This window comes from Amycolatopsis sp. NPDC114504 (genome assembly GCF_055633595.1).
In genome coordinates this window covers 267,055-281,324 of sequence record NZ_JBVKDU010000007.1, presented here as the reverse complement: position 1 = coordinate 281,324, position 14,270 = coordinate 267,055, and the positions used below count along the sequence as shown (strand labels likewise).

The following is a 14,270-nucleotide window of genomic DNA, read 5'->3' as shown; positions in this document are numbered from 1 at the left end:
GCTCACCGCCGGGGCGGGCCACGCGGCTCGCCCCGGCGCGCTACGGCCGGCCCGGCCGGGTCGCCGACCACGGCCGTGTCACCATCCATATCGGTCCGGGTCACCAATGCTCCCAGCGCTTTCAGACTGTCTATTGTGGACTTGTTCGGGTGCCCGTAGGTGTTGCCGGCGCCCACGCTGACCAACGCCACCCGCGGCGCCACCGCCGCGAGGAACGACGGCAGCGAGTAACGCGAACCGTGGTGAGGAACCTTCAACACCTCCGCCTTCAGGTCGTCGCCGTCGGCCAGCAGGTCGGCCTGGGCCGCCAGCTCGACGTCACCGGTGAGGAGCACCCGGCCGGCGGGGCTCCGCGCTCGCAGGACCACCGAGCTGTTGTTGATCGTCGTGCCGTCCTGCTGTCCAGCCGAGCGTTCCGGCACGTAGTGCGGGCCGAGCACGTCGAGCGACAGCCCGGGCCACGCCAGCTGCTCCCCCGGGCTCAGCTCCACCAGCGGCACGCCCTGCCGCTTCGCCTCCGCGGCGACCTGCCGCCACGCCCACTCCGGCGCCCGCCCCGGGCCGACGGCGATCCCGCCGACCGCCCGGCCATCGAAGACCGACGCCAGCCCGCCGATGTGGTCGGCGTGCAGGTGGCTCAGCACCAGCAGCGGGATCCGGTCGACCGCCAGCCGGTGCAGGCACTCGTCCACCGGCCCCGGCTCGGGTCCGGTGTCCACGACGACCGCGCGTCCCGGCTCGGCGGTCGCCAGCACGACCGCGTCGCCCTGCCCGACGTCGCACTCGACCATCGCCCAGTTCCGCGGTGGCCACGCCGGCGCGAGCACCCGGACCGGCACGAAGATCAGCAGCGCGCCGACGACCAGCACCGCCAGCACCAGCCGCACCCGCCGGCGCCGGGCGGCCAGCACCAGCACCACCAGCACCCCGGCGGCGAGCAGCCCACCCGACCAGCCGCCTGGCCAGGCGACGACCGCGCCGGGAGCCCGCGCGCCGTGGCGCGCCACGGTGATCAGCCACCGGGCCTCCGGGTCGGCCAAGTGCACCAGGACCTTCCCTGCGCCCGGCCACCAGGGACCGAGCACCGTCGCCAGCAGGCCGAGCACCGTCACCGGGGCCACCACGGGCGCGGCGAGGACGTTGGCCAGCACCGAAACCAGGCTCACCGACCCCGCCATGCCCGCGATGACCGGCGCCGTCACGAGGAAGGCGGCCAGCGGGATCGCCAGCCCGTCGGCGAACCCCGGCGGGACGCCGCGACGGGCCAGCGCAGCGGCCCAGCGTGGCGCGATGAGCACCAGCCCGGCCGTGGCGAACACCGACAACGCGAACCCGAAGTCCGTCGCCATCGCCGGATCCGTCACCACCAGCACGCACACCGCGAACGCCAGCGCGGGCAACGCCGAGCCTCGCTTGCCCAGCGCCAGAGCCAGCAACGCGACCGCCGCCATCACCCCGGCCCGCAGCACGCTGGGCTCCGGCCCGACCAGCACGAGGAAACCGGCCAGGCACGCACCGGCCGCCACCGCCGACAGCCGCGGCCCGAGCCGCAGGAAGCGCAGCAGGAGCAGCACCGCGCCACACGCGACGGCGAGGTTTCCCCCGCTGACCGCGGTCAGATGGGCGAGCCCGGCGGTGATGAACTCCTGCTCGACCCGCGGCGACAACCCGCTCGTGTCGCCCAAGACCAGCCCAGGCAGCAGGCCGCCGGGTTCATCGGGCAGGACCTGGCACAGGTCGTGGAGTCCGGCGCGCAGGCCGGCCGCGGTCCGCTGCCACCACGGCGCCGGCCCGAGGTCGCCCGGCGGGCCGCGCACGGACAGCACCGCGACGGTCAGGTCCGAGCCGCGTGGCGCCATCAGCAGGCCGCTCGCCGTCACGTCCTGGCCCGGCAACAGTGACGCCCATTGCGCGACCGGCGCCAGCAGCAGGACGCGTCCGGACGATGTGACCGGCCGGCCGTCGACCGACGCCGTGCGGACGTCGGCCGTCAGCACCACCGACCGGGCACCGGCCTGCTGATCGGCATAACCCGCGCCGCGCACGGGCTTCGGGCGCTCGGCGACGACGACCCGCACCGACGCGGGGAGCCCGTCGGCCGAAGCCGCGCGGAGGTCGTCGCGTTGCGCGTCCCGGATTCGCCAGGCGACCGGGCCGGCGGCGGCGAGTCCCAGCACCAGCAGTGCCGCGGCCGCGCCGAGCGCCCGGGGACGCCCTCGCGCCCGCCAGAGCACCAGTCCGGCGAGCACCGCCGAGGCGAGGCCGACGGCGACGGCCGTCCACCAGCCCAGCAGCAGGCCGCCGAGTGCGGCGAGCCAGCACGCCAGCGCCGCCGGGACGAGCCGCAGGTCCTGCCGGGTGTCGGTCGCAGGGAGGGTGCTCATCCGACCGTCACCTGCTCGCGCAGCTTTTCGAACTTGCTTTCCCCGATGCCGGAGACGTCGCGCAGTTGCTCGACCTTCGCGAAGCCGCCGTGCTCGGTGCGCCACTGGACGATCCGCTGGGCCGTCACCTCGCCGACGCCGGGCAGCGTGTCCAGCTGGTCCGCGCTCGCCGCGTTGAGGTCGACCTTGGCGGCCGCCGGAGCACCGGCGGCCACGGCGGCGGGTGGTGCCGGGATCCCGACCGCGAGCTGCTCCCCGTCGGTCACCCGGCGGGCGAGGTTGAGCGCGCTCAGGTCCGCGCCGGGCTCGGCGCCGCCCGCGGCCCGCAGGACGTCCGCGACGCGGGCGCCCTGGACCACGGTGACCAGGCCGGGCGACCGGACGCGGCCGATCACGCTGATGACGAGACCGGCCGGGGGCGCCGCCCGGGCCGACGCTTCGCTCGCCGGTTTCGCGCTGGGCAGCGACGGTGGTGGCTCGGGTACCGGCGGGCCGCCGAAGAGCGCGACCGCACCGAGGACGATCACCACGACCGAGACGAGGACGCCGGCGAACGCCCACCGGCGGCGGCCGGCCCCGGCGGCTCCACCGGGCAGCCAGCGCCGGACCAGCCGGCCGCCGGGCCCGACCGTGCTCGCATCGGGCGAGAACTGGTCGGCCAGCCAGGCGAGCCGGTCGTTGACGGGAGGGCCCGGATCCCGGGCGGGCTGCTCGAACACACGATCGACGTTAGGGCTCGCGGGGCGGCGTCCGACAGGGGTGCCGCCGCGTCCTGTGGACAACCGGGGTGCTGTGGACGGATCCACCCCGCCCGGGCCGGAACGGCCGTTTCCGTCGTACCCGGGTGGCATGCTGGAGGGTTCGGCGCGCCGGCGCCGGTGGCGGGCCGCGCGCGTGGCCGAAGTGGACGAGCGGAAAGGGCCCGTCGCGGGGAAGGTGCCCGTCAGCGCATCCGGCCGGCGTCTCCGGTCACCGCACTAGCCGCGGGACGGAACCGTCCGCTGGACGACGACCCCGAGCACCCCCGGCCCGGTGTGGGCCCCGATCACCGCGCCCAGCTCGGAAACCACGCAGCCCGCCGACCGCGGCACGGCCTCTTCCAGCCGGTTCGCCAGCTCGACCGCCCGCTCCGGCGACGCGAGGTGGTGGACGGCCAGCTCGACATCGTCGTCCCGCGCGGCCTGGGCGGCGAGCTCGACCAGCCGCGCGAGCGCCCGGTTCATGGTGCGGACCTTCTCCAGCGGCAGGATCCGGCCTTCGGACATGTGCAGCACCGGCTTCACCGCCAGCGCCGTGCCGAGCAGCGCGGCCGCCGGGCCGATCCGGCCGCCGCGACGCAGGTGGTCGAGCGTCTCGACGACGAACAACGTCGACGAGCAGGCCGCCGCGGTCACCGCCGCGGCCTCGACTTCGGCCGCCGAAGCCCCGGCGGCCGCGGCGGCCGCGGCGTGCAGCGCGGCGAACCCGAGCCCCATCGCGGTGGTGCGCGAGTCGACCACGCGGACCCGGTCCGGCCCGACCTCCTGCGCCGCCAGCACCGCCGCTTCCCAGGTGCCCGACAGCTCACGCGAGAGGTGCACGGAAACGATCGAGTCCGCGCCGCCGTCGAACGCGGCGCGATACTCCGCGACGAACTCCGTGGGCGTCGGCCGGGACGTCGTGACGATCTTGCGCTGGCTCATCGCCTCGGCGACCGCCGCCGGGCCGGTCTCGACGCCGTCGAGGGAGACCACGCCGTCGACCAGGACGTGCAGCGGCACCACCCGGACCGCGTGCCGTTCGGCGAAGCCCTCCGGCAGGTGGGCGGTGGAATCCGTGACTACGGCGACCGACACGCCGTCAGCCTACGTGGCCGGGGGTCAGCACCGGCGCCATCAACACGGACATCGCGTCGCCCACCGCGGCGTGCCCCTTCCAGCCCCAGTGCATGCCGTCGGGGTTCCCCTCGCCGCTCAGGACGTGCTCTCCGACAACGGCTTCGAGGTCCAGCAACGGAATTCCCGCTCGTGCGCCCCAGGCCTTCATCGCGGCCTCCGCGCCCGGACGCGCGGTGTGCACGCCGCCGTAGGCCGCGGCCCGGTGCACCGAGGGCAGCATGCTGAAGATCGGCAGCTCGGGCCGCAGAACGCGCAACGCACCCACCGCCGTGTCGAGGTACTGCACGGTGAGCTTGGCCGGCAACACCGTGGGACGGCCGCGGAGCGCGACCGACAACCGCGGCTGCGCGGCGAGATAAGCCTTGCGCACCACGCGCCGCACCGGGTCGGGCCGCAGGTACTTCAGCCCCGTGCGCAGGTAGGTCGGCAACGGCGAAGGCAGCGTGTCCATGCTGCCGACCGCCAGCACGACCGCGTCGACGTGGTGCAGATCGGCCCACACGCGCGGGTCGCCGGTCAGCGACCACCAGGCGTCGCGGGCGGTCCAGCCGATCCCGGCGACCAGGTCGGCGGTGCCGCCGAGGGCTGCGGCGGCGACGTTGGGCCACAGCCGCGGTTCGTCCGCGGCGCAGGGTCCTTCGGGACCGTGAAAGCTCAGCGAATCGCCGAACACGAGCAGGCGCGGCCCCATCGGCTAGCCGTGCATCCCCGCGTTGTAGGCCTGCAGCCGCCACTTCCCGTCGCGCGCGCCCAGTTCGACCCAGTGGCAGTTCGAGATCCCGCCCAGCGACGGCCAGGTCTCCACCGGCAGGTTCAGCAGCCGCGCGGTGAGCGCGGTGATCAGGCCGCCGTGCGCGGCCAGCAGCACGGTGTCGCCCACCGAAGAGTTGGCCTGCTGCAGGTCGGTGACGACTTCGCTCGCGCGGTCGGCGACGTCGAGGCGGTTCTCGCCGCCGGGAGGCGCCCAGGTCGCGTCCTTGCGCCAGCGGTCGCGCTCACCGGGGTAGGCCGCGTCGACCTCCGCGCCGGTGAGCCCCTGCCATTCGCCGAGGTGCGTCTCGCGCAGGCGCTTGTCGATCCGCAGCGGGACGCCGATCGCGTCGGTGAGCACGGTGGCCGTGTCGGTGGCGCGGCGCAGGTCGGACGCGATGACGAGGTCCGGGGAGAACCGGGCCAGCGCGGGGACCGCGAACCGGGCCTGGTTCCAGCCGACCGGCGTCAGCGCCGAGTCGAGGTGACCCTGCATCCGCCCGGCGGCGTTGTAGTCCGTCTCGCCGTGGCGCCAGAGCACGAGCCGCCGCGGGCTCACGGGACGTCCGGGTCCTCGTCGGCGGGCGACTCCTCGAGACCGGCCACCTCGATGCGCGGGCAGTCCTTCCACAGCCGCTCGAGGCCGTAGAACGAGCGCTCCTCGACGTGCTGGACGTGCACGACGACGTCGACGTAGTCGAGCAGGACCCAGCGGCCCTCGCGGGCGCCTTCGCGGCGGACCGGCTTGTGGCCGCTCTCCCGCAGCTTCTCTTCGACGTTGTCGACGATCGCGCCGACCAGGCGCTCGTTGGACGCGGAGGCGAGGACGAAGGCGTCGGTGATGACGAGCTGCTCGGACACGTCCAGCACGACTACGTCGCTGGCCTTCTTGTCCGCCGCCGCGTGTGCGGCCGCTACGGCCAGCTCTCGTGCCTCGGACGTGGCTGCCACGGTGCTCCTTCACAGATCGGGTTCGCCCGAGAAGAGTACCCGCCGCGACCAGGAGCGCTTCAGTCGCTCTTCCGGTAGAGATCCTTCTTCGCGATGTAGCGGACGACGCCGTCGGGGACGAGGTACCAGACCGGCTCCCCGCGCTCGACGCGGTCGCGGCAGCCGGTCGAGGAGATCGCCATCGCGGTGACCTCGACGAGGCTGACCTTGCCGCTGGGCAGGTGGTGCGAATTGAGCCGGTAGCCGGGCCGCGTGACGCCGATGAAGTGCGCGAAGTCGAACAGCTCGTCGGCCTTGTGCCAGGTCAGGATCTGCTCGAGCGCGTCGGCGCCGGTGATGAAGTAGAGCTGGTCTTCGGGGTACTCGGCGTGCAGGTCGCGCAGGGTGTCGACGGTGTAGGTCTGGCCGGCGCGGTCGATGTCGACGCGGCTGACCGAGAAGACCGGGTTGGACGCGGTCGCGATGACCGTCATCAGGTAGCGGTCCTCGGCCTTGGTCACCTGGCGGCCGGTCTTCTGCCAGGGCTGGCCGGTGGGGACGAAGATCACTTCGTCGAGCCCGAACCGGGACTGGACCTCGCTCGCCGCGACGAGGTGGCCGTGGTGCACGGGGTCGAACGTGCCGCCCATGACCCCGATCCGCCGTGGTGACATGACTCGGGAGCCTATACATCGCGCGCGCGAGGCGTCGGGTGCTGTTCACCACCTCGCCCGACCCGGGCAATGTCTGTGATTCAGGTCACATAACCACCTGTATTCGTCACGAACGGTCCGTTCGCGACGCCGCCGATTCCCGGATCGTCGGTGCCATGGGGTAGACGTGGTGACGTGGACACGACCAGCACCACCCCAGCCCTCCGCGACCGCGCCGAGACCCTCCTCCGGGCCCTGGCCGGTGACTCGGCGAAGCTGCGCGAAGACCAGTGGACGGCCATCGAGGCCCTGGTCGCGCAGCGGCGTCGCGCACTGGTCGTGCAGCGCACCGGCTGGGGCAAGTCGGCGGTGTACTTCCTGGCCACGGCGCTGCTGCGGGAACAGGGCAGCGGGCCGACGGTCATCGTCTCGCCCCTGCTCGCCCTGATGCGCAACCAGATCTCGGCGGCGGCCCGCGCCGGGATCCACGCGGCGACCATGAACTCGGCGAACCCGCAGGAGTGGGACCAGGTGCAGGCGTCGGTCGCGGCCGGCGAGATCGACGTCCTCCTGGTCAGCCCCGAACGGCTGAACAACCCGGACTTCCGCGACAACGTCCTGCCGAAGCTGACCGCGAGCACCGGACTGCTGGTGGTCGACGAGGCGCACTGCATCTCCGACTGGGGGCACGACTTCCGGCCGGACTACCGGCGCCTGCGCACGCTGCTGGGCGACCTGCCCGACGGTGTGCCGGTGCTGGCGACCACGGCGACGGCGAACGACCGCGTCGTCACCGACGTCGCCGAGCAGCTGGGCCTCGGCACGGGCACCGACACGCTGGTGCTGCGCGGCACCCTCGACCGGGAGAGCCTGCGGTTGTCGGTGTGCCGGCTGCCGACGTCGCAGGCGCGGCTGGCCTGGCTCGCCGAGCACCTGGCCGAGCTGCCCGGGTCGGGGATCATCTACACGCTGACCGTGGCGGCGGCGCACGACGTCGCGTCGCTGCTGAAGGACCGCGGCTACCCGGTGGCGGCCTACACCGGCAAGACCGACCCGGCCGACCGGCAGGCGGCCGAGGACGACCTGCTCGGCAACCGGGTCAAGGCGCTGGTCGCGACGTCCGCGCTGGGCATGGGGTTCGACAAGCCGGACCTCGGGTTCGTCGTGCACCTCGGGGCGCCGTCGTCGCCGATCGCGTACTACCAGCAGGTCGGCCGTGCCGGGCGTGGCGTCGAACGCGCCGAGGTCGTGCTGCTGCCCGGCGAGGAGGACAAGGCGATCTGGGCGTACTTCGGGTCGCTCGCCTTCCCCGACGAGCTGCGGGTCACCCAGGTGCTGAACACGCTCTCCTACGCCGACCGTCCCCTTTCGACGGCCGCGCTCGAGCCGTCGGTGGAGCTTTCCCGGTCACGGCTGGAAATGGTGCTCAAGGTCCTGGACGTCGACGGCGCGGTGCGGCGCGTGAAGGGCGGCTGGACGAGCACGGGCGAGAACTGGGAGTACGACCGCGGGCGGTACCGGCGGGTCGCGGAGGCCCGGCAGCGCGAGCAGGACGCGATGCTCGGGTACCTGGCGGCCGACGGCTGCCGGATGGAGTACCTGCGGCGCCAGCTCGACGACCCCGAGGCGGCGCCGTGCGGCCGGTGCGACAACTGCACCGGCGAGTACTGGGACACGACGGTGGCCGACGACGTCGCCGAGGCGACCAGGGAACGGCTGCAGCGTCCCGGCGTCGAGGTCGCGCCCCGGAAGCAGTGGCCCACCGGGATGTCCTCTTTGGACGTTCCGGTGTCCGGCCGGATCTCGGCCGACGACCAGGCCGAGCCGGGCCAGGTGCTCGGGCGGCTCACCGACGTCGGGTGGGGCAACCGGCTGCGGGAGCTCGTCGGCGCGTCGGCGCAGGACACTGACGTTCCCGAATCGGTGTTCAAGGCCTGCGTCCAGGTGCTCGCCGGGTGGCACTGGACGGAACGGCCGGTCGCGGTGATCGCCGTCCCGTCGGAGACACGACCGCAGCTCGTCTACAGCCTGGCCACCCGGCTGGCCGAGGTCGGCAGGCTGGACTTCCTGGGCGCGCTCGACGCGGACGGGCCGCCGCCGCGTCAGGCCAACAGCGCGCAACGGCTGGCCGACCTGTGGCGGCGGATGAGCATGCCGGCCGACCTCGCGGCGACGTTGCCGGCCGGGCCGGTTCTGCTGGTGGACGACGTCATCGACACCGGCTGGACGATGACGCTGGCCGCGCGGCTGCTGCGGCGGGCCGGGGCGCCCGCGGTGCTGCCGTTCGCGCTGGCGAGCACCGCCTGAGGAGGCCGACAGGAAACGGAGCAGTCGGGATCTTTCGCACCGCGAACGAATGTGGCAAAGTCCCGTCCACCTTCGGGGGACGTGGAGGCTGCCATGACCGTGCAGGTCCGGCACCGGCTGCCGGTGCGCAAGCTGTTCGCGGCGAGCGCCGGCAACGCGCTGGAATGGTTCGACTGGACGATCTACGCGACGTTCAGCATCTACTTCGCCGGCGCGTTCTTCCCGGCCGGGAACGACACCCTGGCCCTGATCAACACGTTCGCCACCTACGCGCTCGCGTTCTTCTTCCGCCCGCTCGGCGGAGTCCTGCTCGGACGCTTCGCGGACACGCGCGGCCGCAAGCCCGCCATGATCCTCACCATCCTGCTCATGGCGGGCGGATCGGTCGCGATCGGGCTGCTGCCGACGTTCTCGCAGGTCGGCTGGCTGGCGCCGATCCTGCTGCTGCTCGCCCGCATCGCGCAGGGACTGTCGCTCGGCGGTGAGGTGTCGAACGCGTCGGCCTACCTCGGCGAGATCGCGCCGCCGGAACGCCGGGGCCGCTACTCGGCGTTCTTCTACATCTCGACCGGGACGGCCGTGCTGATCGCGACCGTGCTCGGGTTCGTCCTGGCCCGGACGCTGGACAAGGCGCAGCTCGCGTCCTGGGGCTGGCGGCTGCCGTTCCTGCTGGGCGGGGTCTTCGGCCTGGTCGGGCTGTGGCTGCGCCGCAGCCTCGCCGAGACCGAACTGTTCGAGCAGACGAAGGCCAAGGCGCGGAAGCTCGAACGGCCACTGCTGACGACGTTGACGCACCACCCCAAGGCCGTCGGCAGGCTCGTGGGCTTCACGATGCTCTCGACCCTCTGCTACTACACGTTCTTCAGCGCGCTCACGTCGTTCGCGGTGAAGAACCGGCACGCCGACGCGGACGCCGTGTTCCTCGCGCTGTCCGTCGGCACGGCGCTGTTCATCGCCCTGCAGTACCCGATGGGTGCGCTCGCGGACCGGGTCGGGCGGAAGCCGCAGCTGCTCGTCTGGTCGGGGGCGACCGCGGTCGTCGTCGTGCCGCTGTCCACCTTGATCGGGCGGAGCATCGGCGGGCTGCTCGTCGTGTTCTGCGTCGGGCTCGGGCTGTACACGGCGATGACGTCGATCGCCCCGGCCATCATGAGCGAGCTGTTCCCGACCGAACTGCGCGGGCTGGGGATCGGCGCCTGGTACAACCTGACCGTCGCGATCTTCGGCGGCACCGCCCCGCTGCTCATCACCGTCTTCGGCACGATCTCGCCGACGCTCTACTTCTGGTACGTCGCGGCCGGCGCGGCGATCGCGTTCGCCGTCATCCTCACGCTGCCCGAGACCAAGGGCAGCGAGCTGCGGTAAACCCTTCGTCACCGGCCGGTCACGCTCGCTACGCTGCGTGCTCCGAAGCCGAGCCGAAGGAGGGACACCGTGCAGCACGCCGACGTTACCGAGGAGCTGGCGCGCCGCGTGGTGGCCGCCGCCGGCAAGGCATTGGACGTCGAGCTGACGCCGGAGCAGGCGCTGATCCAGGCGTCGCCGCGCGAAGGCGTCGACTACCAGGGCAACCTCGCGATGAGCCTGGGCAAGCGGCTCGGCCGTCCGCCACGCGAAGTCGCGACGCTGATCGCCGGCGCGCTGGAACTGGACGGAATCGCCGACCCACCCGAAGTCGCCGGGCCCGGGTTCCTGAACTTCGTGCTGCGCAAGGAATGGCTGGAGACGCGCACCGCCGCACTGCTCGGCGATCCGCGGCTCGGTGTGCCCGAAACGGCTGAGCCGCGGCGGATCGCGCTGGACTACAGCAGCCCGAACGTCGCGAAGGAGATGCACGTCGGGCACCTGCGCACGACCGTGATCGGCGACGCGCTCGCGCGCCTGCTGCGGTTCGCCGGCCACGAAGTGCTGCCGCACAACCACCTCGGCGACTGGGGCACGCCGTTCGGCATGCTCATCGAGCACCTCCTCGACGTCCCGGCCGGGCACCGCGCCATCGCCGACCTCGACGCGTTCTACCGCGAAGCACGGCAGAAGTTCGACTCCGATGAAGCGTTCGCGACGCGGGCCCGCGAGCGCGTCGTGCTGCTGCAGAGCGGCGACGAAGAAACCCTGGCCGTCTGGCGGGAGCTCGTCGCGGAATCGACGCGGCACTTCGACGAGGTGTACGCGCTGCTCGGCATCACGTTGACCGACCAGGACATCTACGGCGAGAGCTTCTACAACCCGTACCTCGCGACGGTGGTCGACGACCTCGAGCAGGCCGGGCTGACCGAGATCAGCGACGGCGCGGTCTGCGTGTTCCCCGACGGCTTCCGCAACCGCGAGGGCGACCGGCTGCCGCTGATCGTCCGCAAGCGCGACGGCGGCTACGGGTACGCCGCGACCGACCTGGCCACCCTCCGGTACTGGACGGCCGAGCGCGGCGCGACGGACCTCCTCTACGTCGTCGGGACGCCGCAGGCGCAGCACTTCGCGATGCTGTTCGCCGTCTGCCGCGCGGCCGGCTGGCTGACCGGGCACGCCGAGCACATCGGCTTCGGCACGGTGCTGGGCGCGGACGGCAAGACCATGCGGACCCGCTCCGGCGACACGGTCAAGCTGGCCGACCTGCTCACCGAAGCCGTGACGCAGGCCGCCGCGGTCGTCGCCGAACGCAGTGAGCTCGACGCGGCGGGGCAGGCCGGCGTCGCCCGGGCGGTCGGCATCGGCGCGGTCAAGTACGCCGACCTGTCCGGCGACCGCGAACGCGACTACGTCTTCGCCTGGGACCGGATGCTCGCCAAGGAGGGCAACACCTCGGTGTACCTCCAGTACGCGCACGCGCGGACGCGGTCGATCCTGCGGAAGGCGGGCGGGCTTCCCGACGGCGTCGAAATCACGCTGGAAGCGCCGGCCGAGCGGGCTCTGGCGCTGAAGCTGCTCAGGTTCGGCGAAGCGCTGAAGGCCGCGACAGACGGCTACGCGCCACACAAGCTCTGTACGTACCTGTACGAGACGGCCGTCGCGTTTTCGCGGTTCTTCGAGGAATGTCCGGTCCTGAAAGCGTCCTCATCAGACTTGCGCGCGTCCCGGCTGAGGTTGACTACGCTGACGTCGACCACGCTCGCGCTCGGGCTCTCGCTGCTCGGCATCGAAGCGCCCGACCAGCTCTAGCGGAGATCACCTTGGAACTGCCCGGCGACCTGCTCGCACTGCTGCGCGAGCCCAGCCTCTGCTTCCTGTCCACCCTGATGCCGGACGGCTCGCCGCAGCTCACCCAGACGTGGGTCGACACCGACGGCACGCACATCCTCGTCAACACCGTGCGGGGACACCAGAAGCAGCGCAACCTCGAGCGCGACCCGCGGGTGGCGCTCAACGTCGCCGACCGCGAACGGCCGTCGCGCTACTACGCGATCCGCGGGCGCGTGCTGGAGATGACCGAGGACGGCGCGGTCGAGCACATCGAGAAGCTGGCGCAGCGGTACCTCGGCGGCCCGTACCCGTGGTGGGGCGGCCGGGACCAGACGCGGCTGCTGCTCACGATCAAGCCGGATCGGATCAACCCGACGTGATCATCGTGGCCGGCTGGCTCGCCGTCGCTCCCGAGAGCCGTGACGCCTACCTCGACGACTGCGGCGAAGCCGTCCGGCTGGCACGGGAAGCGCCCGGCTGCCTCGAGTACTCGCTGGGTGCCGACCTGCTCGACCCCGGCCGCATCACCGTGTACGAGCGCTGGGAGTCCGATGAGGACCTGGAGCGCTTCCGCGGGTCCGGGCCGTCGGACGAGCAGGCCGTGCAGATCCTCGACGCGTCGGTGGCGCGCTACCGGATTTCGGCGGTCGAGGCGCCGTGATCGGCCAGTAGCGCCACCAGCTCACCGGCCAGGCCGCGGCCGATCGGCTCCCGCGTCGCGAGGAGCCGGTACCAGAGCGTGCCGAACACGACGTCGATCACCGTGCGGGAGCTGACTTCCGCCGGCAGCTCGCCGCGCTCGCGGGCGCGGTCGACGATGGTGCCGAGCGCTTCGCGGCGACGGTTGAGGAAGTCCTCGCGGAACCGCTTGCCGAACTCCGGGTCGATCTGCGCCTGCGCCATCAGCGCGCGCAGCGTGTCCGCCACCTGCGCTTTTTCGCCCAGCTCGAACGTGCTGTCCAGAAAGCCGGCGAGGTCGGCGCGGAACGTCCCCTCGTCCGGGATCGGGACGTAGAGGTCCGCCTTCGTCGCGAGCGCGTCGAGCAGGACGTCGGCCTTCGACGGCCACCAGCGGTAGATCGTCTGCTTGCCGACGCCGGAGCGCGCGGCGATGCCCTCGACGGTCAGCGTGCCGTAGCCCGCCTCCGCGACCAGGTCGAGCGTGGCGGCGAGGATCGCCAGCCGGCTCTGTTCGCTGCGCTTGCGGCCGGGACGGGACTGGTCGGTCATGGGATCCGATGGTAGCGTCGATTTCGAAACGAGACGTACCGGTTCGAAATGGGGAACGAGCATGAGCATCGCACTTGTCGCCGGCGGCACCTCGGGCATCGGCCTGGCGACCGCGCGGCGGCTCCGCGAGCGGGGTTACGACGTCCACGTCACCGGGCGTGGCAAGGAACGCCTCGACGACGTCGCGGCGAGCGACCCGTCTTTGACGGGACACCAGGCCGACGGCGGGGACGCCGCATCGATGGCCGCGCTGGCGTCGTCGCTGGGGACGGTCGACGTGCTGGTGGTGAGCCTGTCCGGCGCCGAAGGGATGGGACCGATCGCGTCGCTGGATCTCGACGTGCTGCGCAGGGCCTTCGACGCGAAGTTCTGGGCGCACCTGACCACGATCCAGGCGGTGTTGCCGCACCTGGCCGCGGACGGGTCGATCACGCTGCTCGGCGCGATCAGCGCCCACGCGGCGATGCCGGGGACGGCGGGCATCGGAGCGCTCAACGCGGCGGTGGAGGCACTGGTCAAGCCGCTGGCGGTCGAGCTGGCGCCGCGGCGGGTGAACGCGGTTTCGCCGGGCGTCGTCGACACGGCCTGGTGGAGCGGCTTCCCGGCGGAGGTGCGCGAAGGGTTCTTCGCGCAGACGGCGGCGTCGATCCCGTCCCGCCGCGTGGCGACGGCGGACGACGTGGCCGAGGTGGTGGCACTGGCGGCGACGAACCGCAACCTGAGCGGCACGATCCTGGAAGCCGACGGCGGAGCCCGCCTGGTCTCGGTCGGCTGAGGTCCGACGCGGCGGGGCATCACCCGTGATCAGCGAGGCATCACACGTGACTGAAGGGGTATCACGCGTGATTGGAAGGGCATCACACGTGACTGGAGGGGCATCACACGTGACTGGAGGGGCATCACGTGTAATTAGAGAGGCATCACGCGTGATTGGGGAGTCGACGCTCGTGATTGGAGGGTCG

The 14,270-nt window shown here is 72.5% G+C and carries 14 protein-coding genes; 6 read left to right on the top strand and 8 right to left on the bottom strand.

The window, feature by feature from the left end:
* Positions 1–2: 2 nt before the first annotated feature.
* From ACZ7PG_RS48060 to nadD, 7 genes are all read right to left on the bottom strand, one after another.
* Positions 3–2,384, bottom strand: coding sequence for a ComEC/Rec2 family competence protein (locus ACZ7PG_RS48060; protein ID WP_470245932.1), 2,382 nt, complete (start codon positions 2,382–2,384; stop codon positions 3–5).
* Positions 2,381–3,103, bottom strand: a complete 723-nt coding sequence (locus tag ACZ7PG_RS48055; RefSeq protein WP_470245931.1) for a ComEA family DNA-binding protein — start codon at positions 3,101–3,103, stop codon at positions 2,381–2,383. The genes ACZ7PG_RS48060 and ACZ7PG_RS48055 overlap by 4 nt, the downstream gene beginning before the upstream one ends.
* 258 nt (positions 3,104–3,361) lie before the next feature.
* Positions 3,362–4,219 carry a DegV family protein gene (locus ACZ7PG_RS48050; protein ID WP_470245930.1) on the bottom strand — a complete coding sequence of 286 codons (858 nt, stop codon included), beginning with the start codon at positions 4,217–4,219 and terminating at the stop codon, positions 3,362–3,364.
* 4 nt (positions 4,220–4,223) lie between these two features.
* A complete protein-coding gene (gene octT / locus ACZ7PG_RS48045; protein WP_470245929.1) occupies positions 4,224–4,952 on the bottom strand; it encodes a diglucosylglycerate octanoyltransferase in 729 nt (242 codons plus the stop codon).
* Between the two features lie 3 nt (positions 4,953–4,955).
* Positions 4,956–5,570: a histidine phosphatase family protein gene (locus ACZ7PG_RS48040; RefSeq protein WP_470245928.1), complete on the bottom strand. Its 615-nt coding sequence runs from the start codon at positions 5,568–5,570 to the stop codon at positions 4,956–4,958.
* On the bottom strand, positions 5,567–5,962 hold the full coding sequence (gene rsfS / locus ACZ7PG_RS48035) for a ribosome silencing factor (RefSeq protein WP_470245927.1): 396 nt from the start codon (positions 5,960–5,962) through the stop codon (positions 5,567–5,569). Before rsfS ends, ACZ7PG_RS48040 begins: the two co-directional genes overlap by 4 nt.
* Before the next feature lie 59 nt (positions 5,963–6,021).
* Complete coding sequence (gene nadD, locus ACZ7PG_RS48030; RefSeq protein ID WP_470245926.1) at positions 6,022–6,615, bottom strand: nicotinate-nucleotide adenylyltransferase; 594 nt, start codon at positions 6,613–6,615, stop codon at positions 6,022–6,024.
* Positions 6,616–6,789: 174 nt separating this feature from the next.
* Between nadD and ACZ7PG_RS48025 the strand changes: the two genes are divergently transcribed.
* The 5 genes from ACZ7PG_RS48025 (at position 6,790) to ACZ7PG_RS48005 (ending at position 12,739) form a co-directional block, all read left to right on the top strand.
* The gene (locus ACZ7PG_RS48025; protein WP_470245925.1) at positions 6,790–8,901 is read left to right on the top strand and encodes a RecQ family ATP-dependent DNA helicase; all 2,112 of its coding nucleotides are present in this window, start codon (positions 6,790–6,792) and stop codon (positions 8,899–8,901) included.
* 93 nt (positions 8,902–8,994) lie between these two features.
* Entirely contained in the window at positions 8,995–10,266 is a 1,272-nt protein-coding gene (locus tag ACZ7PG_RS48020) for an MFS transporter (protein ID WP_470245924.1), read from the top strand.
* Between the two features lie 69 nt (positions 10,267–10,335).
* The gene (gene argS, locus ACZ7PG_RS48015; protein WP_470245923.1) at positions 10,336–12,057 is read left to right on the top strand and encodes an arginine--tRNA ligase; all 1,722 of its coding nucleotides are present in this window, start codon (positions 10,336–10,338) and stop codon (positions 12,055–12,057) included.
* A gap of 11 nt (positions 12,058–12,068) precedes the next feature.
* Positions 12,069–12,458, top strand: a complete 390-nt coding sequence (locus ACZ7PG_RS48010; RefSeq protein WP_470245922.1) for a PPOX class F420-dependent oxidoreductase — start codon at positions 12,069–12,071, stop codon at positions 12,456–12,458.
* Positions 12,455–12,739, top strand: a complete 285-nt coding sequence (locus tag ACZ7PG_RS48005; protein WP_470245921.1) for a putative quinol monooxygenase — start codon at positions 12,455–12,457, stop codon at positions 12,737–12,739. Before ACZ7PG_RS48010 ends, ACZ7PG_RS48005 begins: the two co-directional genes overlap by 4 nt.
* On the opposite strand, the gene ACZ7PG_RS48000 is transcribed toward ACZ7PG_RS48005, so the two are convergent.
* Positions 12,709–13,308: a TetR/AcrR family transcriptional regulator gene (locus ACZ7PG_RS48000; RefSeq protein WP_470245920.1), complete on the bottom strand. Its 600-nt coding sequence runs from the start codon at positions 13,306–13,308 to the stop codon at positions 12,709–12,711. The two genes, ACZ7PG_RS48005 and ACZ7PG_RS48000, sit on opposite strands and share 31 nt — an antisense overlap.
* Positions 13,309–13,369: 61 nt before the next feature.
* On the opposite strand from ACZ7PG_RS48000, the gene ACZ7PG_RS47995 reads away from it, so the two are divergent.
* Positions 13,370–14,083, top strand: coding sequence for an SDR family oxidoreductase (locus ACZ7PG_RS47995; RefSeq protein ID WP_470245919.1), 714 nt, complete (start codon positions 13,370–13,372; stop codon positions 14,081–14,083).
* The last annotated feature ends 187 nt before the right edge of the window (positions 14,084–14,270 follow it).